22 protein-coding genes are annotated in these 22,178 nt (G+C 69.6%); 11 read left to right on the forward strand and 11 right to left on the reverse strand.

Annotation, left to right across the window (positions count from 1 at the left end):
- Positions 1-915 (forward strand): serine/threonine-protein kinase (locus FL311_RS25120; RefSeq protein ID WP_141328696.1); only part of this gene is annotated, 915 nt, incomplete at its 5' end.
- Positions 916-1,081: 166 nt separating this feature from the next.
- A complete protein-coding gene (serB, locus tag FL311_RS25125; RefSeq protein ID WP_141328698.1) occupies positions 1,082-2,272 on the forward strand; it encodes a phosphoserine phosphatase SerB in 1,191 nt (396 codons plus the stop codon).
- A 3-nt stretch (positions 2,273-2,275) separates the two neighbouring features.
- On the opposite strand, the gene FL311_RS25130 is transcribed toward serB, so the two are convergent.
- Positions 2,276-3,139: a general secretion pathway protein GspE gene (locus FL311_RS25130; RefSeq protein ID WP_141328700.1), complete on the reverse strand. Its 864-nt coding sequence runs from the start codon at positions 3,137-3,139 to the stop codon at positions 2,276-2,278.
- 81 nt (positions 3,140-3,220) lie between these two features.
- Between FL311_RS25130 and FL311_RS25135 the strand changes: the two genes are divergently transcribed.
- Positions 3,221-3,415, forward strand: a complete 195-nt coding sequence (locus tag FL311_RS25135) for a CPXCG motif-containing cysteine-rich protein (protein WP_141328702.1) — start codon at positions 3,221-3,223, stop codon at positions 3,413-3,415.
- 255 nt (positions 3,416-3,670) lie between these two features.
- Positions 3,671-4,120 carry an Hsp20/alpha crystallin family protein gene (locus FL311_RS25140; protein ID WP_141328704.1) on the forward strand — a complete coding sequence of 150 codons (450 nt, stop codon included), beginning with the start codon at positions 3,671-3,673 and terminating at the stop codon, positions 4,118-4,120.
- 133 nt (positions 4,121-4,253) lie between these two features.
- Here the strand turns inward: FL311_RS25140 and FL311_RS25145 are convergent, their stop codons facing one another.
- The 6 genes from FL311_RS25145 to FL311_RS25170 form a co-directional block, all read right to left on the reverse strand.
- Complete coding sequence (locus tag FL311_RS25145) at positions 4,254-4,874, reverse strand: response regulator (RefSeq protein WP_046711239.1); 621 nt, start codon at positions 4,872-4,874, stop codon at positions 4,254-4,256.
- Between the two features lie 35 nt (positions 4,875-4,909).
- Positions 4,910-5,491: an HAD family hydrolase gene (locus FL311_RS25150; protein WP_046717472.1), complete on the reverse strand. Its 582-nt coding sequence runs from the start codon at positions 5,489-5,491 to the stop codon at positions 4,910-4,912.
- A gap of 29 nt (positions 5,492-5,520) precedes the next feature.
- Complete coding sequence (gene kdsA, locus FL311_RS25155) at positions 5,521-6,360, reverse strand: 3-deoxy-8-phosphooctulonate synthase (protein WP_141328706.1); 840 nt, start codon at positions 6,358-6,360, stop codon at positions 5,521-5,523.
- Positions 6,357-7,991, reverse strand: a complete 1,635-nt coding sequence (locus FL311_RS25160) for a CTP synthase (RefSeq protein WP_141328708.1) — start codon at positions 7,989-7,991, stop codon at positions 6,357-6,359. Before FL311_RS25160 ends, kdsA begins: the two co-directional genes overlap by 4 nt.
- Before the next feature lie 84 nt (positions 7,992-8,075).
- Positions 8,076-8,309, reverse strand: a complete 234-nt coding sequence (locus FL311_RS25165; RefSeq protein WP_141328710.1) for a hypothetical protein — start codon at positions 8,307-8,309, stop codon at positions 8,076-8,078.
- 316 nt (positions 8,310-8,625) lie between these two features.
- Complete coding sequence (locus FL311_RS25170; RefSeq protein ID WP_228557063.1) at positions 8,626-10,347, reverse strand: ABC transporter ATP-binding protein; 1,722 nt, start codon at positions 10,345-10,347, stop codon at positions 8,626-8,628.
- A gap of 139 nt (positions 10,348-10,486) precedes the next feature.
- Between FL311_RS25170 and FL311_RS25175 the strand changes: the two genes are divergently transcribed.
- The gene (locus FL311_RS25175; RefSeq protein WP_141328714.1) at positions 10,487-11,335 is read left to right on the forward strand and encodes an aldo/keto reductase; all 849 of its coding nucleotides are present in this window, start codon (positions 10,487-10,489) and stop codon (positions 11,333-11,335) included.
- Here FL311_RS25175 and kdsB read toward each other — a convergent pair whose 3' ends face one another.
- Entirely contained in the window at positions 11,336-12,079 is a 744-nt protein-coding gene (kdsB, locus tag FL311_RS25180; protein WP_141328716.1) for a 3-deoxy-manno-octulosonate cytidylyltransferase, read from the reverse strand.
- Between the two features lie 105 nt (positions 12,080-12,184).
- Between kdsB and wecB the strand changes: the two genes are divergently transcribed.
- Complete coding sequence (gene wecB / locus FL311_RS25185; RefSeq protein ID WP_141328718.1) at positions 12,185-13,315, forward strand: non-hydrolyzing UDP-N-acetylglucosamine 2-epimerase; 1,131 nt, start codon at positions 12,185-12,187, stop codon at positions 13,313-13,315.
- Between the two features lie 414 nt (positions 13,316-13,729).
- A complete protein-coding gene (locus FL311_RS25190) occupies positions 13,730-14,809 on the forward strand; it encodes an RluA family pseudouridine synthase (protein WP_141328720.1) in 1,080 nt (359 codons plus the stop codon).
- A gap of 66 nt (positions 14,810-14,875) precedes the next feature.
- Here FL311_RS25190 and purF read toward each other — a convergent pair whose 3' ends face one another.
- Positions 14,876-16,264 (reverse strand): amidophosphoribosyltransferase, encoded by a 1,389-nt coding sequence (purF, locus tag FL311_RS25195; RefSeq protein ID WP_141328722.1) that lies wholly within the window; start codon positions 16,262-16,264, stop codon positions 14,876-14,878.
- 144 nt (positions 16,265-16,408) lie between these two features.
- Between purF and FL311_RS25200 the strand changes: the two genes are divergently transcribed.
- The 4 genes from FL311_RS25200 (at position 16,409) to FL311_RS25215 (ending at position 20,831) form a co-directional block, all read left to right on the forward strand.
- Positions 16,409-17,719, forward strand: a complete 1,311-nt coding sequence (locus FL311_RS25200) for a neutral/alkaline non-lysosomal ceramidase N-terminal domain-containing protein (protein ID WP_141328724.1) — start codon at positions 16,409-16,411, stop codon at positions 17,717-17,719.
- 107 nt (positions 17,720-17,826) lie between these two features.
- Positions 17,827-18,615 (forward strand): crotonase/enoyl-CoA hydratase family protein, encoded by a 789-nt coding sequence (locus FL311_RS25205; protein WP_141328726.1) that lies wholly within the window; start codon positions 17,827-17,829, stop codon positions 18,613-18,615.
- Positions 18,616-18,705: 90 nt separating this feature from the next.
- Positions 18,706-20,028 carry an AAA family ATPase gene (locus FL311_RS25210; protein WP_141328737.1) on the forward strand — a complete coding sequence of 441 codons (1,323 nt, stop codon included), beginning with the start codon at positions 18,706-18,708 and terminating at the stop codon, positions 20,026-20,028.
- On the forward strand, positions 20,025-20,831 hold the full coding sequence (locus FL311_RS25215) for a hypothetical protein (RefSeq protein ID WP_141328739.1): 807 nt from the start codon (positions 20,025-20,027) through the stop codon (positions 20,829-20,831). Before FL311_RS25210 ends, FL311_RS25215 begins: the two co-directional genes overlap by 4 nt.
- A 23-nt stretch (positions 20,832-20,854) precedes the next feature.
- Here FL311_RS25215 and yhbY read toward each other — a convergent pair whose 3' ends face one another.
- Both yhbY and FL311_RS25225 read right to left on the reverse strand, forming a co-directional pair.
- Entirely contained in the window at positions 20,855-21,145 is a 291-nt protein-coding gene (yhbY, locus tag FL311_RS25220; protein ID WP_141328741.1) for a ribosome assembly RNA-binding protein YhbY, read from the reverse strand.
- 61 nt (positions 21,146-21,206) lie between these two features.
- Positions 21,207-22,091: a J domain-containing protein gene (locus FL311_RS25225; protein ID WP_228557064.1), complete on the reverse strand. Its 885-nt coding sequence runs from the start codon at positions 22,089-22,091 to the stop codon at positions 21,207-21,209.
- Positions 22,092-22,178: the final 87 nt, after the last annotated feature.

Here is a 22,178-nt window from a genome sequence, read left to right on the forward strand (position 1 = left end):
TCCATGCCCCCTCCCGCCGCCACTTCTCCCGTCGCCGCCGCGCCCGTCGCCCCGAAGGGCACGGAGCTGGACTTGCGCTACCAGAAGTTCGACCCCATCGGCACGGGCCCGCTGGGCACCGTCTTCAAGGGCCGCTTCACGGCGCTGGGGCTGGACATCTGCCTGAAGGAGCTCAAGGACATCTTCGGGTACTTCTCCTTCCTGCAGCGCGGTGAGGTGCTCAAGCGGCTGAAGAAGGAGCTGTGCGCCCAGGCCCAGGTGCGTCACCCCGGCATCGTCCAGGTGGTGGACCAGAACGTGGAGGCCAGCCGCCCCTACTTCGTCCTGGAGCTGATGAACGGCAGCCTGAAGGAGCGGCTGGACGCGGGCGGTGGCAGCGGGGTGCCGGTGCCCTTCGCGCTGCGCACGTTCCTCCAGATGGCCTACGGCCTGCGCGCGGCCCACGCCACGGGGCTGACGCACCACAACCTCAAGCCGGAGAACGTCCTCTTCGACGCCTACGGCAACGCCAAGCTGTCCGACTTCGGCCTGGGCCGCGTGGTGGAGGTGGACGCCACCAAGGGCATGCCCCAGGTCTTCGTGGGCACCGGCGGCATGGCGTACATGGCCCCGGAGCTGATGAACCGCGGCGCCAAGGACCCGGGCCCCTCCGCGGACGTGTACGGGCTGGGCATCCTGCTCTACGAGATGCTGACCGGGCAGATTCCGGGCCGCCGCTCGCCGCTCCCCTCGGAGGTGAACCCCGAGGCGCCCAGCGGCCTGGACCAGCTCTTCGACAAGGCCACCCAGGACAAGCGCGAGCAGCGCTACCCGGACGTCGACGCCATGCTCGAGGACTTCTACAAGGCCTTCCCGGACAAGGAGTTCCTCGTCCGCGGCGACCTCATCCTGTCCTCCGAGTCGCCCCAGCAGTGACGCGCTCCCGGGCGCGGGTCTCCTCGTGAGGCTCGCCCCCCGTGTGGACGGTGGCGTGGAGAGGCCGTGCCCTGGCCCTCCGCCACCGGGTTGCAGGCAGGCACGACGTGGGGGCCTCGCGGCGTCCGCCCCGTCCAGGCGGGGTCATGGCATTGTGCCGCGCGCCATGACCTCCACTGCTCCAGGCTGTGTGCTCGTCACCGTGACGGGCAAGGACCACCCCGGCATCACCGCCCGCCTCACCGGCCTGCTCGCGGACGCGGGCGCCGAACTGCTCGACGTGGAGCAGGTGGTGGTGCAGGGCCGCCTGACGCTGTGCCTGCTGGTGCGGCTGCCCGAGTCGGTGGGCATTCCCCGGGCGCTGCTCTTCGCCGCGCGGGAGCTGGGCGTGGCGCTGGACTTCCAGGCGGTGGAGACGCCGGACTCCGGGGCTCCCATGCCCGCGCGCTACGTCGTCACCGCGGTGGGGCGCGCGCTGGGGGCAGGGCAGCTGCACTCGCTCACCTCGCACCTGGCCCAGGCGGGCGCCAACGTGGAGCGCATCGTCCGGCTGTCCGAGCCGCACCTGGGCTCCATGGAATTGCACGTCACCCTGCCGCCCGCGCTGGAGCCCCAGGTGCTCAAGCGCTCGCTGCTGGCGCTGTCCATGCGCGACAACACCTTCGACGTGGCGCTGCAGAAGGAGAGCCTGTTCCGGCGCGGCAAGCGGATGGTGGTGATGGACATGGACTCCACGCTCATCCGCATCGAGGTCATCGACGAGCTGGCGCGCGCGCACGGCGTGGGCGACCAGGTCTCGCGCATCACCGAGCGCGCCATGCAGGGGGAGATGGACTACGACGAGTCGCTGCGCCAGCGCGTGGCGCTGCTGAAGGGGCTGGACGTGGACGTGCTGCACCGGCTCGCGGCCAACCTGCCCCTCACGGAGGGCGCCGAGACGCTGGTGCGCGTGCTCAAGCGCCTGGGCTACCGCACCGCGGTCATCAGCGGCGGCTTCTCCGTGGCGGCCGAGGCGCTCAAGGCGCGGCTCGGCATCGACCACGCCTACTCCAACGTGCTGGAGGCGGAGGGCGGCAGGCTCACCGGCCGCACCGTCGGGGCCATCGTCAACGCGCGCCGCAAGGCGGAGCTGCTCGAGCAGCTCGCGGCCCAGGAGGGCATCCTGCTCGAGCAGGTCATCGCGGTGGGCGACGGCGCCAATGACTTGCTGATGCTGGAGCGCGCGGGGCTGGGCATTGCGTTCCGCGCCAAGCCCCGGCTGCGCGAGGCCGCCGACACGTCCATCTCCGCCGGCGGGCTGGACACCATCCTCTACCTCCTGGGGCTCACCGGGCGGGAGCTCCAGGAGGCGGGCTGAGCGCTACAGGCGCATCCTGGCGGCGAGCTCGCGCTGCTGCAGCTTGCCCTTCTCCAGGAGCAGCTCCAGCAGGGCGCGCAGAATCTTGGAGCTCTTCTCCTGGTTCTGCTGGAGCGTCTGCAGCCGCTGCAGGTCCTCGTCCGTCCACTCGGGCGAGGTGGACGGGCCGCCGGCCAGGATTTCGTCGAGGATGTCCGCCGCGCTCGACCCCTGGGCCGCCGCGGGCGGTGCGGGCCGCTCCGGAGCGCGGGGGGCTGGCGCCGCCGCGGGCGACTCGGGCGGGACGATGTCGGCGATGCGCTTCACCACCGTCTTGCCGCTCATGTCGACGACCTTGAACTCGTCCTCCTGCTCGTCGACGGTGGCCTGCGTGTCCGAGGACTGGTTGCGCGAGGGAGAAAAGCGGGTGCTGACCACCGGCTCCTGGCCCCGGTAGTGCCGCAGGATGGCGTGCTCGATTTCACGCTCGCCCGCCACCATGGGGACCACCCGGGCGCGGCTGCGGGCCGCCACCTGGTCCAGCGTGGCCAGGTCCGTGGGGTCCGCCATGGCCAGCACCAGCGTCTTGCCGTTGTCCTTGAGCGTGACGGGGAAGACGGCCTTCTGCTCGGCCAGCGTCATATCCACGCGCGAGAGCGCCCCCGCGTCCCGGCTGATGTTGCCCAGCTGCACGCGCTGCATCCCCAGGCCCTGGCAGATGGCCTCCGTAATCGTGTCCTCGGTGGCCAGCCCCAGGTCGGAGACGACGCGCGACAGCCGCCCGCCCCACTGGTCCAGGGTGGCCATGGCGCTGCGGAGCTGGAGCTCGTCGATGACGCGGGCCTTGACGAGGATTTCGCCGATGCGATTGCGGGAAGGAGAAGCCATGGCTCGGGAGTCTACCGTCTGACGGCGCGGACGCTCAGTCCGCGACGCTTTCGCCCGCTACGAGGGCGAGGAGGCACCATCATGCAGCCCTTCGCGGAAGCCGCCATCCAGCAGTGCCCCTACTGTGGCGAGGAGGTGGAGGTCGACGTGGACCCCATCGGCGCCAGCGCGGAGCGCTACATCGAGGACTGCCCCGTCTGCTGCCGCCCGTGGACGGTGCACGTGTCCCGCGACGAGGAGGCCTACGCCGTGGCGCTGGCCCGCGACGACGACTGAAGTCGCCCATGTCCGCCCGTCCCGGAAGGCCCTCGCCCGGCGGTCCGCAGAGCAGGCGTGCGGGCAGGGTGGGAGCCGCGAGGGCCCGGGGGCGTTGCTTGACACGTCCCGGAGCATGGTTCTCTTGAGTCTTGTGAGGCGGCGCTGGAGTGGAGCCCCGATGGGGCCCCCGAGGCGCAACCGCCGACAACGACAACGTCTGTGATTCACACACCGTGCACTCCGCCAGAGGAGTGTCACGCACAGGAGAAGACCATGCAGAATCGCAACCCGTTCAACTCCGCCGTGGTGGTGAACCCCCTGATGCGCGACTTCGACGCGCTCTTCCGTGAGTTCGCCCAGCCGGGCTTCTTCCGTCAGTCCGCGGTCCGCGAGCGCGTGCCCGCCGCCGACATCCTCGAGTCCGAGGCGGGCGTCACCCTGCACCTCGACATGCCGGGCGTGGACGCCAAGGACATCCAGGTGACGGTGGAGCGCGACGTGCTCACCGTGAAGGCCGAGCGCAAGGCGCAGCCCGTCGCCGAGGGCGTGACCGTGCGCCGCCAGGAGCGCGCGCAGGGCGGCTTCACGCGCTCGTTCTCTCTGCCGGAGACGGTGGACGCCACCAAGGTGGAGGCGCGCTACGAGCAGGGCGTGCTGACGCTCACCTTGCCTCGACGCGAGGAGTCCAAGCCTCGGGTCATCGAGGTCAAGGTCCAGGGCTGATTGTCGCGCGAGGCGTCGAATCGCGCGCACACCCCTCCTGGGAGGCCGCTGTCCACGGAAGAACGGCGCGGCTTCCTCCTTCTTCACCCCTGTCGAGGGCTTCCGCGAGGGGGCGGCGGAAGCCCTCCCGACCTCAGCGCTTGGCGCCGAGCGAGATGGGCACGCGGAACAGCTCCAGCACCTGCTGCACATCGAGCGGCTTGGCCAGGCACGCGAGCGCGCCCGCCTGCTTGGACTGCTCCACGACGTCGGCGGTGTGCATGGACGTCATCGTGATGAGCCGCACACCCTCCATCTGCTTGCGCGCGCGGATGCGGCGGCAGACCTCGAGGCCGTCGATGTCCGGCATGTTCAGGTCGATGATCATCCCGTGCGGCTTCTGCTCGGACACCAGCAGCAGGGCCTCCACGCCGCTCGTCGTCGTCTGCAGCTCCACCTGCGCGGAGAACGGCTTGAACGCGCGCTTGACGGCGTCCAGCACCGCCCGCTCGTCATCCACCACCAACAGCCGCACCGTGCCGCTGCCCAGCTCCTCCGGAACCGGCATCTGGTGCGCGATGAGGAAGGTGCGCAGGTCCGCCGAGCGCACCCGGCGGTGACCGCCCGGCGTCCTGAAGGCCATCAGGATGCCCCGGTCAATCCACTTGCTCACCGTGGACGGATCCACCTGAAGCAAACGACTGATGTCGTGCGTCGTGTAGAGCTGGTCCGTCATCGCCGTACTCCCCTCTTGCTGCATCATTCCGCTGCCCATGGAATCAACCACCTACCTTGAATACGGGGTTTCCTTCAACCTCTCTGCGCACTGCGTCCATCAGTCCCCCTCATCAGACCCACGGCCCCGTCCCAACGGGCACTGGCCTTGAGGCAGAGCTCCACGAGCTCCCGGGCGGCCCCACGGCCTCCCGGGCTCTGAGCCACGAAGTGGACCTCCTGACGCACCTCGGGAACTGCATCCGCGGGACACGCGGACAAGCCCACCCTCGACAGCGGGGCCAGGTCATTGTGGTCATCCCCCATGTAGGCACAGGCCTCGTGGGGGACGCCCAGCTGCTGGAGGAGCTCGTCCAGTGCGGCACCCTTGTCCCGGCGGCCTTGAAACACAGCCGCCAGCCCGAGCTCCCGCCCGCGTGCCTCCACGATTCCCGAGGTGCGAGCGGTGAGGATGGCGGCGGGCAGGCCCGACAGCCGGGCCATGACCAGGGCGTGGCCATCCTTCACGTCGAAGCGCTTCATCAGCTCCCCGCCGTCGCCGTAATACAGGCCGCCGTCGGTGAGCACCCCGTCCACGTCGAAGACCAAGAGCCGCACGCGCGCCGCGCGGGACGTCAGCTCTTCCTTTCCAGGCTTGGAAGGTGCGTCCGTCTGCATCGTCTGCTCGGCTCCCCTCGTCGTGTTCATCAGCCGGGCTCGTGTCCCAACACCCGGCGGATATCCAGCACATTTCGTACCACGTCCTCGAACATCTGTGGATTGAGGGAGCACGGACCGTCACACAGGGCACGGTCAGGGTCCTCATGGACTTCCGTGAACAATGCATCAATCCCGGCGGCCGCGGCAGCGCGGGCGAGCAGTGAGACGAATTTGCGGTCGCCTCCCGTCACCCCGTCCCCGGAGCTGGGCTGCTGCACGGAGTGCGTGGCGTCGAAGCACACGGCCAGGCCCGCCTCGCGCATCTGCGCCAGGCCCCGCATGTCCACCACCAGGTTGTTGTAGCCGAAGGTCGAGCCCCGCTCGGTGACGAGCACGTTGGGGTTGCCCGTCTCGAACGCCTTGCGCGCCGAGTGGACGATGTCCTTGGGGGCCACGAACTGTCCCTTCTTCAAGTTCACGCCCTTTCCCGAGCGGGCCACCGCCTCGACCAGGTCCGTCTGCCGGCACAGGAACGCCGGTATCTGGATGATATCCACAACTTCCGAGGCAGGACCTACGTGGCTGGTTTCATGGACGTCCGTGAGGACCGGGACGCCCACTTCATCCCTGATACGCGCTAGGATGCGCAGCCCTTCCCGGAGGCCAGGACCTCGGAAGGACTTCCCGCTTGTCCGGTTGGCCTTGTCATACGAGCACTTGAAGGCATAGGGCACGCCCAGCCGGCGGGTGATGCCCTTGAGCAAGTGAGCATGTTTCAGCGCCATCTCCTCGGACTCGATGCTGTCCGGGCCGGCGATGACGAAGAGTTTCTGTCCCGGGCCAACCTTGTGGCCACAGAGGGTAATCGGAAGGCTGCTGGCGCTCATGCGCGCACCTGGCCGGCGGAGGCGTCGCGCTGGTCGAGCGCGGCCTTGATGAAGCCGGAGAAGAGGGGGTGGGGGGCGAAGGGCTTGCTCTTGAACTCGGGGTGGAACTGGCAGCCGACGAAGTAGGGGTGGTCCGACAGTTCAATCATCTCCACCAAGTTCAGCTCCGGATTATGACCGGAGATGACCAGGCCCGCCTCCTGCAGCCGGCCGCGGTAGGCGTTGTTCACCTCGTAGCGGTGCCGGTGGCGCTCCTGGATGAGGTCCTGGCCGTAGAGCTGGTGGGCACGGGTGGAGGGCTTGAGCGCGCAGGCGTAGCTGCCCAGGCGCATGGTGCCTCCCTTGTCCTGCACCGACACCTGGCTCTCCATGAGCGTCACCACCGGGTGCGGCGTGTGCTCGTTGAACTCCAGGCTGTTCGCGTTGGGCAGCCCCAGCACGCTCCGGCTGAACTCCACCACCGCCATCTGCAGGCCCAGGCAGATGCCGAAGAACGGAATCTTCTTCTCCCGCGCGTAGCGCACGGCGGCGATCTTCCCCTCGGTGCCCCGCACGCCGAAGCCGCCGGGGACCAGGATGGCGTCCACGCCGGCGAGCAGCTTCTCGGGCCCCTGCGCCTCCACGTCCTGGCTGTCCACGAAGTGCAGGTTGACCTTCACGTCGTTGGCGATGCCGCCGTGGAGCAAGGCCTCGTTGAGGCTCTTGTAGCTCTCCGTCAGGTTCACGTACTTGCCGACGATGGCCACCTGCACCTGGCCTCGCGCGGGCTCGTACACCTTGCGGATGATGTTCTCCCAGCGCTCCAGGTGCGGCGCGCGGCTCCAGATGTTGAGCACCTCCGCGAGCCGGTCATCCAGGCCCTGCCGGTGCAGCTCCAGCGGCAGCTCGTAGATGCTGCGCACGTCCGGGGACGTGAACACGTTGCCGGTGTCCACGTTGCAGAACATCGCAATCTTGTCCTTGAGCTCGCGCGACACCTCGCGGTCCGTGCGGCACACCAGGAAGTCGGGCTGGATGCCGATTTCGCGCAGCTTCATCACCGAGTGCTGCGTGGGCTTGGTCTTCACCTCGCCGGCCGCGCCGATGTACGGCAACAGCGTCAGGTGCACGTAGACGGCGTTCTGGCTGCCCACGTCGTAGCGCATCTGGCGGATGGCCTCGAGGAAGGGCAGCGACTCGATGTCGCCCACCGTGCCGCCCACCTCCACGATGACCACGTCCGCGTCCTGGGCCGCCTGACGGACGCTCGCCTTGATTTCATCCGTGATGTGCGGAATCACCTGCACCGTCTTGCCCAGGTACTCGCCGCGGCGCTCCTTCATGATGACCGCGTGGTAGATGCGGCCCGACGTGAAGTTGTTGAGCCGGCTCATCCGCGCGTTGGTGAAACGCTCGTAGTGACCCAGGTCCATGTCGGTCTCGCCACCGTCCTCGGTGACGAAGACCTCGCCGTGCTGGAACGGGCTCATCGTGCCCGGGTCCACGTTGATGTACGGGTCCAGCTTGAGCAACGTGACGGCGAGGCCACGGTTCTCCAGCAGGGCGCCGATGGAGGCCGAGGCGAGGCCCTTGCCGAGGGAGCTGACCACTCCGCCCGTCACGAAAATGAACTTGGTCTTCTTGGAGCGCATATCCCGTTCTGCCAAGTAGGGCAGGGATGCGTCAATTATTCTGCGCCGGACGGGGGGTCGACCGGTACGCCTGCTGACGCCACCTCAGTTGCCGTCCCAAGCACCCGGGCGAGACACGGCGAACTCCCGGACGTCGGGTTGTCCGACGCGGAAGTCGCGCAAGTCGCAGTTGCGGCAGCTCCACCCCTCCCAGCCGCGCTTGACCACCATGTGCAGGCAGGCGTCGTAGTTGGGGCAGTACAGGTTGCGCTGCGCCTGGACGGACTCCTCGTCACGCAGGGCGGTGGGCAGAGGGCTGGGGCACGGGGTGATGGACACGGCGAATCTCCCGGATGGGTACGTCAAGGGTCGGCCACTCCCCCCGGCGCGTCGGAACAGGTTGTCGGGACTTCCATTCCCGAGCGGAAAGTAAAAGACCCGCCCCCGCATGTGCGGAGACGGGCCCCTGAAACCTTTAGCGTCTTCCACCGCGACGGAAAGCCGTTTCAGGCCACCGAAGCGGAGGTGGACGCCTGACTCTTGCTGTCGGTCAAGGCATCACCTCCTTTCTTGAGGCCGGAACAACTAATCGCCCCCCTGATTTCGCGCCACTTTCCGGTGCGATGAGCGAAGGACGCGGAGGGTAGGCGGCCGTTCAGGCCGCGACGAACTGGCGCTCGACCAGGCGGCGGTAGAGGCCGTCCTGGCCCATGAGGCTGGCGTGGGTGCCGCTCTGGACGATGCGGCCCGACTCCAGCACGAGCACGCGGTCCACGTTGGCCACGGTGGACAGGCGGTGGGCGATGACGAGCGTGGTGCGGCCCTTCATCAGGCGCTCCAGCGCGTCCTTCACCAGGTGCTCGCTCTCCGCGTCGAGCGCGCTCGTCGCCTCGTCGAGGATGAGCAGGCGCGGGTCCTTGAGCACCGCGCGGGCGATGGCGACCCGCTGCTTCTGGCCGCCGGACAGCTGCACGCCGCGCTCACCCACCTGGGTGTTGTAGCGCTCCGGGAAGCGCTGGATGAAGTCGTGGGCGTTGGCGGCGCGCGCGGCGTGTTCGACCTGGGCGTCGGTGGCGTCGGGCCTGGCGTAGCGGATGTTGTCCGCGATGGAGCAGGAGAACAGCTGCGGCTCCTGGGCCACCATGCCGACGTTGCGGCGCAGCCACTCGGGCTCGAGCGTGGTGAGCGGATGTCCGTCCAGCAACACCGCGCCGCCCTGCGGGTCGTAGAAGCGCGACATGAGCGAGGCGAGCGTGGACTTGCCTCCGCCCGACGGGCCCACCACGGCGACGACCTCGCCGGGCTTGAGCTCCAGGTCCAGGCCCTGGAGCACCGGCACGTCCGCGCGCGTGGGGTAGGCGAAGCGCACGCCGCGGAACTCCACGTGGCCCTTCACGGACGGCAGCTGGTGGCCTCCGGCGGGGATGGCGGGCACGCGGTCCACCAGCTCGAAGACGCGCTCCGCGGCGCCGCTGGCGCGCATGAAGTCCGCCCATACCTCCGCCACCGCGCTCAGCGAGAGCGCGACGAGCGAGGTGTAGATGAGGAACGAGGTGAGCGCGCCCACCGTGAGTTCGCCGTCCACCACCAGGCGACCGCCGTACCAGAGCATGGCCGCGGTGGAGCCGTACATGGCCAGCGAGGCGACGCCCATGAAGACGGCGGACTGGCGCGCGCGGTCCTTGGCCAGCGCCAGCGCGCGGTCCACCGCGGCGCCGTAGCGCTCCACCTCGTGGGCCTCCGCGGCGAACGAGCGCACGGTGCGGATGCCCGACAGGTCCTCCTCGGCGACCTCGCTGGAGGCGGCGAGCGCGTCCTGCACCTGGCGCGACAGCACTCTCACGCGCCGGCCGTAGACCACCGCGCCGATGGCCACCGCGGGGATGAGCGCGAGCATCACCAGCGTCAGCCGGGGCGAGGTGAAGAACAGCAGCGCCACGCCGCCCAGGGCCTGGAAGGTGTAGCGCAGCGTCATGGAGACGTTGGTGGTGACGGTGTTCTGCAGGACGCTCGTGTCCGAGGCGAGCCGGCTGGTGAGCTCCCCGGTGCGGCGCTCGTCGAAGAAGGCCACCTCCTGGGACAGCAGGCTCTGGAACAGGCGCTTGCGCAGCCGCGTCACCACGCGCTCGCCGGCGGTGCTGAAGAGGTAGGCGCGCAGCGCCATGGCCACCGACTGCACGACGAAGACGGCGAACATCACCAGCGCGATGGTGTCCAGCTTGTCGCGGCTGCGCGCGCCGAGCGCCTCGTCCACCAAGTCACCGATGGCGCGGGGGAAGACGAGCGTGGCGGCGCTGCTGAGCAGCAGGAAGAGGGTGCCCACGACGAGCGTAGGGACCTCGGGCCGGGCGAGGGTGAGCAGGCGACCCAGCGTCACACGCGAGGGGAGCCGGGGCTTGGCGGGTGACGGGCGGGCGGACACCGGCGGAGACTAGCGCGGAGTTTCCCGCTTCGCACGGCTCCCGGCTGTCGGAGCGGGTGGGAGGTGCTCATCCTTCCGGACACGGAGGTAGGCCATGGAGCAGCGCGTCTTCGGCGGTACCGGCAGGCAGGTTCCCGTCCTCGGGCAGGGGACATGGCAGATGGAGGAGGATGACCGCGACGAGGCCATCCGCTCGCTGCGCGCGGGGTTGGACCTGGGGCTCACGCATGTGGACACCGCGGAGCTGTACGGCCATGGCCGCGTCGAGGAGTCCATCGTCTCGGAGGCCATCGCCGGCCGGCGCCAGGAGGTCTTCCTGGTGTCGAAGGTGATGCCGTCCAATGCGACGTACGCGGGTACGCTGGCCGCGTGTGAGCGGAGCCTGAAGCGGCTGCGCACCGACGTGTTGGATTGCTACCTGCTGCACTGGCCCGGCTCGCATCCGCTGGAGGAGACGGTGCGCGCCTTCGAGAAGCTGGTGGCGGACGGGAAGATTCGCTCGTGGGGTGTGAGCAACTTCGGTGTGGCGGAGCTGGAGGAGCTCGTCGAGCTCGCGAAGCCGGAGCGCGTCGCGTGCAACCAGGTGCTCTACCACCTGGAGGAGCGCGCCATCGAACACGCGGTGCTGCCCTGGTGCGAGGCGCGTGGCATCGCGGTGGTGGGCTACAGCCCGTTCGGCAACGGGCGCTTCCCTCGTCCCGACAGTCCGGGCGGGCGCGTGCTGGAGGCGGTGGCCCGCGCGCATGGCGTCACGCCCCGGCAGGTGGCGCTCCAGTTCCTGGTGCGCAGGCCCTCGCTGTTCGCCATTCCAAAGGCGGGCCGCGTGGCGCACCTGCGTGACAACGCCGCGGCCGCGTCGCTGAAGCTGTCTCGGGAGGAGCTGGCGCGCATCGAGGCCGCGTTCCCACTGGGGGCCTACAGCGATGAGCTGCCGATGCTCTGACTACAACAGGCCCTTCTCGCGCATGACGGCCTCGACCTTCGCGACGTCGGCGGGGATGTCCACGGCCACCGTGCGCCAGGAGACGCGGGCGCAGCGGATGGAGATGCCGTGCTCCAGCGCGCGCAGCTGCTCCAGCTTCTCCGTCTCCTCGAGCGGCGTGGGGGCCAGCTCCGCGAGTCGCAGCAGCACGTCGCGTCGGTAGCCATACAGGCCGATGTGGCCCCAGCGCGGGACGGGGGTGCCCGTCTCGCGGGCGTGGGGGACCAGGCTGCGGCTGAAGTAGAGCGCGTCGCCGTTGAGCGCGAGCACCGCCTTCACCACGTGCGGGCTCTCCGCCTCGTCGGCCTCCAGGGGGCGCACGAGGGTGCCCATGCGCACGGCGGTGTCGTCGAAGAGGCCGGCGAGGGCCTCGAGCGCGGCCGGGTCGACCAGGGGCTCGTCGCCCTGCACGTTCACCCAGACGTCCACGTCCGGACGGGCCCGGGCGACCTCGGCCACGCGGTCCGTGCCGGTGGCGCAGGCGGGGCTGGTCATGACCGCGCGGCCGCCGAAGGACTCGACGGTGGCGCGGATGCGCTCGTCGTCGGTGGCGACCCAGACCTCGTGGAAGACGCCTGCTTCCTGACAGCGGCGCCAGACATGCTCCACCATGGGACGGCCGGCGATGAGGGCGAGCGGCTTGCCCGGATAGCGGGTGCTGGCGTGACGGGCGGGGATGACGGCGATGGTGCGCGAGGAGGGCATGGCACACTCCGTCTATCAGATTCAGAACGGACGCTGGCCCCCGGATGGGTGGGCGCCCCGCAGCCACTAGGCATCCGACCCGGCGTGCCTAGCTTGGCTGGCGACATGAAGAAGGTCATCCACATCGTCGGCGCGCGCCCGAACTTCATGAAGGTCGCGCCCATCCACCGCGCCATCGCCGCGCGGAATCAGCTCCAGCAGGTCCTGGTCCACACGGGACAGCACTACGACGTCAAGATGAGCGACGTCTTCTTCTCGGACCTGGGGCTGCCAGCGCCCGAGGTGCACCTGGGCATCGGCTCCGGGAGCCACGCGCAGCAGACGGCCAAGACGATGGTGGAGCTCGAGCGGGTGTTCCTCGAGCACAAGCCGGACCTGGTCTCCGTCGTCGGTGACGTCAACAGCACCGTCGCCGCCGCGCTCGTGTCGTCGAAGCTGGGGATTGCGCTCGCGCACGTCGAGGCGGGCCTGCGCAGCTACTCGCGGCACCAGCCGGAGGAGATCAACCGCGTCGTCACGGACCGGCTGTCCGACCTGCTGCTCACGCCTTCTCGCGACGCCGACGCGAACCTCCTGAAGGAGGGCGCGGACCCGGAGCGCATCCACTTCGTGGGCAACGTGATGATCGACTCGCTGCTCGCCTCGAAGGAGCGGGCGGACCAGCTGCCCGTGCTGAAGACCCTGGGCGTGGAGCCTCGCGGCTATGCGGTGTGCACGCTCCACCGGCCTTCCAACGTGGATGACCCGAAGCTGTTGGGGGGCCTGCTGTCCGCCATCGCGCACGTGGCCTCGCGCGTGCCGGTCATCTTCCCGGTGCACCCGCGCACGCGGAAGATGATTTCGGAGCAGGGCCTGGGCTCGTGGTTCGAGCGCAGCCCGAACCTGCGCCCGGTGGACCCGATGGGCTACCTGGAGTTCCTCGCGCTGACGTCGCAGGCGAAGTTGATTCTCACCGACTCGGGTGGACTGCAGGAGGAGACCACGGCGCTGGGCGTGCCGTGCCTCACGCTGCGCGAGAACACCGAGCGCCCCATCACGGTGGAGCAGGGCACCAACGAGGTGGTGGGCACGGACCCGGACCGCATCCGCGAGTCCGCGGACCGCGTGCTCGATGGTCAGGGCAAGAAGGGCCGCATCCCCGAGTACTGGGATGGGCGCTCCGGCGAGCGCATCGCGGACCTGTTTGCGCGCTTCCTGGGCGTGAGCGACGACGCCCGGCGCGCGGCTTCGGCGTGAGCGTGTGACGGCGCACGGTGGGGCTCCGTGGGGGCTTCACCGTGTGGCGCGTGCCGCCTCGGCGCCAGGATGTGAGTGCGCATGTGACGGGGGCCTGTGTGGGCTTCACCACGTGGCGTGTGCCCGCCTCGGTGTGACGTTGTGAGGGCGGAAGCGACGGGGACTTGTTTGGGCTTCACCGTGTGGCGCGTGTCTGCATCCGCGTGAGGCTGTGACCGCGTACGCGGCGGGGGAGTGAGGACTCCTCCAAGTGGCGTGTTTCCGCAGGGGCTCGTCGACGTCGGCGTGAAGCCGCTTCGATGCGCAGGTCCTTCTGTTTCCGCGCTGGCTCGGGTGGTGCCTCGTCGTGAGGCCTCCCGACCCTGAAGGGTTCGGACTGTGCGCCGTCTCGCGCCGTGTTAGAGCGCGGAGGTGATGCACGGCGAGAAGGATTCATCGGCGGAGGACTCCGCCCCTGAGCAGGAGCCCTCCGAACAGGAGGGCTCAAGTCGTGCGCCCGCGTCGGACGCCGCTCCCGAGGGTTTCGTCGACATCTCCTTCGTCGTCGAGCCCAACTATGCGGGCTGGCGCCTGGAGGACTACCTGGGCCAGAAGCTGCGCCGCATGCCGCGCGAGCGTCTGGCCGGCATCATCCTGCGTGGCGTCCGCTGCGAAGGACGGCGGCTGAAGCCCTCCACGCCCGTGTATCCCGGACTGGCCTTCCGCCTGCGTCGCCCCGGCAGCGAGGAGCCGGAGACGCCCACCACGCTGCCTGTCGTCTTCCAGGATGAATGGCTGCTGGTGCTCGACAAGCCCGCCGGCCTGCCCATCCATCCGACGGCGCGCTACCACAAGGGCACCCTCGTCTCCATCCTGCGCGAGCGCTTCGGGGAGCGCTTCGCCGAGCCCGCGCACCGTCTGGACCGCGAAACCAGCGGCCTGGTCGTCTGCGGTCGCACCACCGATGCCTGCCGTGTGCTCGGCCGGCTCTTCGTCTCGCGCGACGTGCACAAGGAGTACCTCGCCCTCAGTGAAGGACATCCTCCCGAGGACACCTTCACCGTGGATGCCCCCATCGCCGAGGGCACCGAGCTCATCCGCATCGCGGTACGCATCGACGCCGTCGAGGGCAAGCCGAGCCGGACCCGCTTCCAGGTGCTCCAGCGCTTCACCCGCGATGGTGAGCCCTTCGCGCTCCTGCGCTGCTTCCCGGAGACGGGACGTCAGCACCAGATCCGCATCCACCTGCGTGAGGCGGGCTTCCCGCTGGTCGGCGACAAGATGTACGGCCCGGACCCCGGCTACTTCGACCGCTTCAGCAAGCACAGCCTGGAGCCCGAGGCCTGGGCTCGACTGCGACTGCCCCGACACGCCCTGCACGCCGAGCGCATCGTGTTCCCGCACCCCGGCACCGGCGCGGAGGTCTCGTTCTCGGCGCCGCTCCCCTCGGACCTCGCGGACTTCATCGCGGGCTCGCCCCTGCCGCCTCCGCCCTCCACGGCACCCAGCCGTTGAAACGACGAAGGCCCCCGACCCGGTGAAGGGCAGGGGGCCTGGGGCCTCACGCGCGCATGCGCGGCGTCAGGCGGTGAGCTTGTTGGCTTCCTGGCCGGAGCCGGCCATCTCCCCGAGCAGGTACTGACCGGAGAAGCACGCCGTGCAGAAGCTGCCCCGGCTGGGGTCGCCCACGGCCTCGCCCAGGCCCTCGATGGAGATGTAGCCCAGCGAGTCCGCCGTGACGTAGCGGGCAATCTCGTCCGTGCTGTGGCTGGCGGCGATGAGCTCCTGCCGGCTGGGCGTGTCGATGCCGTAGAAGCAGGGCCACTTCGTCGGCGGCGAGGAGATGCGCAGGTGCACCTCCAGCGCGCCGGCCGCCTTGATCATCTTCACGATTTTGCGGCTCGTCGTGCCACGCACGATGGAGTCGTCCACCACCACCACGCGCTTGCCCTTGATGACGTTGCGCACCGCCGACAGCTTCAGCTTCACGCCGAAGTGACGGATGGACTGCTGCGGCTCGATGAACGTCCGGCCCACGTAGTGGCTGCGGATGAGCCCCACGTCATACGGAATCCCGCTCTGCTGCGAGAAGCCGATGGCCGCCGCCACGCCCGAGTCCGGCACCGCGATGACCAGGTCCGCGTTGGGCGCCGGCTGCTCGCGCGCCAGCTGCATGCCCATGCGCTTGCGCACCTCGTACACGCTGTTGCCGAACAGCACCGAGTCCGGCCGCGCGAAGTACACCTGCTCGAAGATGCACCGGCCCAGCCGCGCCGGCTCCGCGAACGGCTTGCTCGTGCGCATGACGCCGTTCTCGATGACCAGCAGCTCACCGGGCTCCAGCTCGCGCACCACGTCCGCCTCGATGAGGTCCAGCGCCGTCGTCTCGCTGGCGAGCACGTACGCGCCTTCCTTCATCCGCCCCAGCACCAGCGGCCGGATGCCCAGCGGGTCTCGCACCGCGACCAGCTTGTTCTCGGTGAGCACCAGCAGGCTGTAGGCGCCCTCCACCTTGCGCAGGGCCTCCACCAGCTTCTGCTCGAAGCTGCCCTGCCGCGAGCGCGCGAGCAGATGGAGGATGACCTCCGTGTCGGCGTCCGACTGGAAGATGGCTCCGTCGGCCTCCAGCTTCTCCTTCAGCGTCGCCGCGTTGACCAGGTTGCCGTTGTGCGCGATGGCGCACTGTCCGCCCGCGTACTGCACGAAGAGCGGCTGCGCGTTCTTGAGCTGGCTGCCGCCCGCCGTCGAATAGCGCACGTGGCCGATGGCCGACTGACCGGGCAGGCCGGCGAGCACTGGCGCATCGAAGATGTCCGCCACCAGCCCCATCTGACGGTGGGCCCGCAGGCCATGACCATCAGAGGCGACGATACCCGCGGACTCCTGCCCGCGATGCTGCAGGGCGTGCAGCCCCAGGTACGTCAGGTTGGAGGCCTCGGCGTGTCCCGTGATTCCGAAGATGCCGCACATGGCGCGCTGCCTTACTCCTTTCGGGCGGTGAGCGGAACAGGAACGCACGCCCCTCTGGTGGGTATTCCACCCGTCGCCGGAGTCGGCCGATGTGGGCAGACGAGCCTCGCGGCGAGTGCCGCATGCCGTTAGTCTGCGCACCGCATGGTGTTTCCACGACGAGCCTCCTGGCGTTCCCTGTTTCCCCTGGTCTTGCTCACCGTGGGTGCCGCTTATGCCTTGGGTTCCTGGAACTGGTGCGGCACGTGGGCGGAGCGTGCGCCGGTGCTGCTGTCGCAGGTGAAGGGCGAGGGGCCGCTGCGCGCGGGCGCGGCGAAGGTGGCGCTGGTGCCGCCGTTCCCCGTGGTGGTGGCGGGGTACTCGCCGCCTCGTCCCGAAGCGACGCAGTCCGACCCGCCGCTCCATGCGCGCGCGGTGGTGTTGGAGGCGGGGGGCTCGCGGGTGGGGCTGGTGTCGCTGGAGCTGCTGCTCGTCACGGAGGTGGTGACGGCGCGGGTGCGCGAGCACGCGAAGACGCTGGGGCTGCAGGATGTGTTGGTGCTGGCCACGCACACGCACTCGTCGCTCGGGGGATATGACTCACGGCTGGTGTCGCAGTTGGTGGGGACGGGGCGCTATCGGGAGGACTCGGAAGCGACGGTGGTGGCCGCGGCGAGCGCCGCGCTCGGGCAGGCCGCCTCCTCGCTCACGGACGTGACGCTGGAGCTGGGCGAGGCGAAGGAGTCCTCGTATGTCTACACGCGCTCGGGTGGCACCGCGCCGGATGGGACGCTGACGCGCGCGGTGCTGCGCGGTGAGGCAGCGCCCGTGGCGGAGCTGCTCTTCTTCGCGGCGCATCCAGCGATGGTGCCCCGGCAGCGCGCGTACGTGGACCCGGACTATCCGGGCCGCTTGAGCACGCTGCGCGAGTCCGAGGGCAGCGGCGTGACGCTGTTGTTGCAGGGCGCGGTGGGCAACGCGTCGGTGGCGTACTCGGAGGGGCAGGGGCTGGAGCGGGTGTCGGGCTTCGCGCGGGCCTTGTCGGAGCTGGCGGGCAAGGCGCCCCTGGCTTCGGCGGGGCCGTCGGTGCGGCTGTCGCTGGCGCGCGCGGAGGCGGTGATGCCCCGGCCAGATGCGTCGCGGCTGGTGCCGGCCTTCACCCGGGCGGCTGGGGATAACTTGTTGTGTGGCTCGGCCGAGCGTGTGGCCGAGGTGTCCGCGTTGGTGTTGGGGCCGCTGGAGCTGGTGACGGTGCCGGGCGAGCCCACGGTGGATGCGGGCGCGGAGCTGGTGCGGCGCACGGGGGCCTCGGGCGTGCTGGGGCTCGCGGGAGGGTACGTGGGCTATGTGGAGACGCCGGACCTGGTGAACGCGAAGGGCGGAGAGTCGCGCAGGCAGTACTTCGGGCCCGCGTTGCTGGAGCGTCTGGGCGTGGCGGCGGAGCTGGCCGCGAGCACTGCGGGCTTCACGCGCTGACGGTGGGCCGTGTCTGAACGTCGTGCGGTGGACGGCGTGACGCACGTGATGGTGCGCGCGGCGCCGCGTGGCGGACAATGCGCGTCCACCTTCACCGTGGAGCGCCCATGAGCCCGTCGGACCCTCGCATCACCCTGGAAGTGCGCGGACACCTCGCCCTCATCGGCATCCATCGGCCGGAGAAGCGCAACGCGTTCGACGTGGGCATGCTGCGCGGTCTCTCGTCCGCGGTGACGGAGTCGGACCGGCATCCGGACGTGCGGTGCATGGTCATCTTCGCGGTGGGCGACCACTTCTCGGCGGGGCTGGACCTCGCGAGCGTCGCGCCCGCGCTCTCCAGCGGCGAGCCGCTCTACGCGGAGGGGTTCATCGACCCGTGGGGCATCCAGGGCCCGCCGCGCACCAGGCCCCTGGTGCTCGCCGTCCAGGGCTTGTGTCTCACGTTGTCCATCGAGCTGGTCCTCGCGGCGGACATCACCGTGGCCTCGGAGGACGCGCGCTTCGGACAGATTGAAATCAAGCGCGGCATCTTCCCGTTCGGCGGTGCCACCGTGCGCTTCCCGCAGCGCGCGGGCTGGGGGAACGCCATGCGGTGGCTGCTCACCGGTGACGAGTTCGACGCGCGCGAGGCCTACCGCATCGGCCTGGTGCAGGAGGTGGTGGAGCGCGGCCGGCACCTGGAGCGGGCGCTCGCCCTGGCGGAGACGGTGGCGAAGCAGGCCCCGCTGGGCGTACAGGCGACGCTCGCGTCCGCGCGACAGGCGGTGCACGAAGGGCCCGACGCGGCCAGGGCCGCGCTGCTGCCTCGACTGCTGGAGCTGGTGAAGACGGAGGACGCCGCCGAGGGCGTCCAGTCCTTCCTCGAGCGCCGCGAGGCCCGCTTCAGCGGCAAGTGACTCCATGCGTGTCCGCTCGGATGCGCGGGGCGTGGTGCTTCGCTGCCCTGGGATTGAGCCGAGGATGCGACTAGGGTTGCCGACCGAGTCATGTACCTGACGAAATTCACCATCGACAACGTCCTGGCGATTCGGAGCCTTGCCTGGGAGGTGCCTCCCGAGCGCGCCCCGGGATGGCACGTCATCCTGGGTGACAACGGCTCCGGCAAGTCCTCCGTCCTGCGCGCCATCGCCATGGCGCTCGTGGGGCCCGACGAGTCGATGGCGCTCCTCGAGGATTGGGAGCAGTGGCGGTACGCGGGCAAGGCAGGCTCGGTCCGACTGACACTGACGCCGGATGCGCGCCTCGACAAGCTGCCGGGAGCACGTGGCTCGGTCCTGAAGGAGCCGCTCCGGGTCGATGTGAAGCTTGGGGAGACGGCTCGGGGCATCCGCCCCGAGGGGTTCCACTGGAAGGAACCCCAGGCCCTTGATGCGGGTCCACGCGTGGACCCCGAGTCGCACGTCTGGGGCAGTGGCGCCGGTTGGTTCTCCGCGTCGTATGGCCCCTTCCGGCGCTTCACCGGTGGCGACGCCATCTACGAGAAGCTGTTCTCGACCCATCCCCGGCTTGCCCGCCATCTCTCGGTCTTCGACGAGAGCGTCGCGCTGACCGAGGGACTCAAGTGGCTCCAGCAGCTCAAGTTCAAGCAGCACGAAGAGGAGCCCGAAGGCGCGCTCCTCGGGCCGCTGACGGCCTTCATCAACCAGCCCGACTTCCTGCCGCACCAGGCGCGCCTGAAGGACATCACCTCGAGCGAGGTTCGCTTCGTCGATGGCAATGGCCATCAGCTTCCCGTGGATGCGCTGAGCGACGGCTATCGCTCCATCTTGAGCATGACCTTCGAGCTCATCCGTCAGCTCGCCGCGGCCTACGGTGCGAAGAAGGTCTTCCACCCGAAGGACCCCTCCCGCGTGGACGTGCCCGGCGTCGTCCTCATCGACGAGGTGGATGCCCACCTGCATCCGACGTGGCAGCAGAAGGTGGGGCCCTGGTTCCGCAAGCACTTCCCGAAGATGCAGTTCATCGTCACCACGCACAGCCCCCTGGTCTGTCAGGCGGCGGATGAGGGGAGCATCTGGCGGCTGCCTCGCCCGGGGACGAAGGAACAGGCGCACGAGGTGACGGGGACGGAACGGGACCGGCTCGTCTTCGGCAACGTGCTCGATGCCTATGGGACCGGTGTCTTCGGGCAGGGCGTCACGCGCTCGGAGCGAGCGCGGAAGCAGGTGCAGCGGCTGGCCGAGCTGAACCTCAAGGAGATTCGCAAGGGCTTGAGCGCCGCGGAGCGCAAGGAGCAGACCCGGTTGCGAGAGCGCCAGCCCACCACGGCCATGACCGTTCATGAGCTGGAGGACTGGGGCGGGGCGTGATCCGACTACCGGAGAAGGACCTGCCGGAGGCCGCTCGGCGCAGGCTCGCGAGCTGGCAGTCCGACGTCGATGCGCTGACGAGCCATGCCGAGCGTGTCCGTGAGGCCAGGCTGCGCTTCCGTCAGCGCAACACCTCCCGCAACGCGACCTTCGTCGTGGTCCGACAGCGGCTCACGGACCTGTGCTCGGGTGCTCGACGTTGTGGCTACTGCGAGGACTCGGGGGTCGATGAAATCGACCACATCTGGCCCAAGGACCTCTATCCCGAGCAGGTCTTCGCGTGGCGCAACTTCCTGTATGCCTGTGGTGGGTGCAACGTCGCGAAACGCGACGCGTTCGCCGTGTTCCCGGGCCGCGCGCGGAGCTTGCTGGAAGTGGGGCGGACCCACCGGGATGTGATGCGGCCTCCGCCCGCTGGCGTGCCTGGGCTCATCGACCCTCGCGGGGAGGACCCGATGGAGCTGCTCGGGCTCGACCTGTTGGGCACGTTCCGCATCCTTCCCCTCGGGAAGAAGGGGACACGTGGGTACGCGCGGGCGGCGTACTCCCTGCGCGTCCTTCAACTCAACCGGGAGGTGCTGACCGTCGCCAGGAGGGAGGCGTTCTTCTCTTATCGAGCACGCCTCGCGGAGTACGTCTCGCTGAAGGAGCGAGACGCGTCCGCGAAGGACCTGGCCCTGCGCGTCCAGGCCATCCAGCGGGCGTCGCATCCCACCGTCTGGCGGGAGATGCAGCGGATGCAGAAACACCTGCCGCAGTTGCGCGCCCTGTTCCGGAAGGCTCCCGAAGCCCTGGCGTGGTGAGGCCGGGCCCCGGGGACGGTCCGTCAGAACTTCTCGAACTTGGACTTCTCCTTGCGCTTCTTGAAGAGCAGCGCCGTGCGGCCCAACAGCTGGGCCAGCTCGGCGCTGGTGCCCTCGGCGAGGCGCGCGGCGGCTTCCTGGCGCGACTCGGGGCCCTCGTTGATCTTCACCTTGATGAGCTCGTGGTCGTGCAGCGCCTGCTCGACGGCGGCGATGACGCCCTCGGTGACGCCGGATTGACCGACGATGACCACCGGCTCCAGGTGGTGTCCGAGCGCGCGCAGATGGCGGCGTTGCTTCCCGGTGAGCGACACGTTGCTGTCTCCTTCGACTCCACCCGCGGGGCCCCTGGCCCCTCCGGATGGGGGGCGCACCCTACTTCTTCTGGGCCGCCATGCGAATCTCCCGCTGAGCGTCGATGTGGTCTGGCTGAAGGTCCACGGTCCGCTTGAAGTGCTTCAGCGCCCCCGCGGTGTCTCCCGTCAGCTTCGCAATCACCCCGAGGAAGTAGTGCGCCGGCGCACACCGCTCGTTGCGCTTGATGGCGTTCTGGATTTCCCGGAACGCCTCCGGCTGCGCCGCCTTCTTGTCCGCCGCCGTGAAGAACCGCGCATAGCCCCGCCAGGCGTAGAACTCCGCCTCCTCGGCGTTGAGCTGGATGGCCTCGTTCAACATCTTCACGGCCTCCGGGAACTTGCGCGCCTTCACCAGGATGCACGACTTCTGGAAGAGCTCCTCCGCCATCAGGATGGCGTTGATGTCCACCTCCGCCCCGGCGCCACCACTCTTCAGCTCCTCGAGATAGGCCGCCCGGCTCTTGTCGTCGGACAGCGTCCGGTATGCATCGCCGATGTAGGCGAACACCTCGGCCTTGAGCTTCTCGAGCTCCGGCGGCGCCCCCTGCGGGAGCGTGTCCGGGTGGTACAGCTTGGCCAGACGGAAGTAGGCGACCTTGACCGCGCTGCCGTCCGCCTGCTCCGCCAACCCGAGCCGCTGGAAGTGGTTCTGCTGCTTCAACGCCATCGCGAGCTGCTTGAGCGCCGGAATCTCGTCGGCGCCCGGCGGAGGGCCGGAGACCGTGGGCGGCGCCGGACGCGCGGCCGCGGGGCCCGCCGGACGGGCTGCCGCCGCTGGCGCCGCTCCGACGACGGGCGGTGGACGCGGGGCCGCGGCGGCTCCCGGTGGATTGCCCGGACGGGCCGCTGCAGGCGCGGCGGCTCCCGGTGGATTGCCCGGACGGGCCGCTGCCGGCGCGGCCACACCCGGCGGACCTCCTGGGCGCGCGGCCTGTGGTGCGCCCGCCCCCGGGGGATTTCCAGGCGCGGCGGGAGGGGGCTGTGCCCCTGG

The organism is Myxococcus sp. AB025B, assembly GCF_006518215.1.
Classification (GTDB): domain Bacteria; phylum Myxococcota; class Myxococcia; order Myxococcales; family Myxococcaceae; genus Myxococcus; species Myxococcus fulvus.